This is a genomic window from Micromonospora sp. LOL_025, from assembly GCF_048060285.1.
GTDB lineage: Bacteria > Actinomycetota > Actinomycetes > Mycobacteriales > Micromonosporaceae > Micromonospora.
In genome coordinates this window covers 1-422 of record NZ_JBHMIR010000135.1, presented here as the reverse complement: position 1 = coordinate 422, position 422 = coordinate 1, and the positions used below count along the sequence as shown (strand labels likewise).

At 67.5% G+C, this 422-nt stretch carries 1 pseudogene; it reads right to left on the bottom strand.

The features are described from left to right. A pseudogene (locus tag ACFHW0_RS31825) lies at positions 1-378 on the bottom strand (hypothetical protein); the annotation flags it as partial. Positions 379-422: the final 44 nt, after the last annotated feature.

The window sequence follows — 422 nt, the reverse complement described above, 5'->3', positions numbered from 1 at the left end:
GAACAGGCCCTGCGAGTCGTGGTCGTTGCGGTCACCCAGGTGACCCAGGTTCTCCAGCTTCGACTCCTGCAGGGCGGTGGCGATGGAGACCACGGCGGCCCGCTCGTTCATGCCGGCCTTCTTCGTGGCGGCGATGATGGCCCTGACGTTGGCGACCTGCTCGTCGGACAGGTCGATGTGCGACTGCGCGCCCTGCACACCATGCGGCACCAGCGTGCTCATGTCCGGCTTGTCGGCCTGCACCGCCACGGCGGTGACCGGGGCCGCCGACTGCACCGCGGCGGTGCTGTCGCTGTGGTTCAGCGGACCGGCGGCCAGACCACCGGCGAACGCCAGACCGGCAACACCAAGAACGCTCTTACGAATGATCGTGTTCATCAGGAATGCTCCATTCGGGGGTTGGCACCCGCACCGAGGGGGAT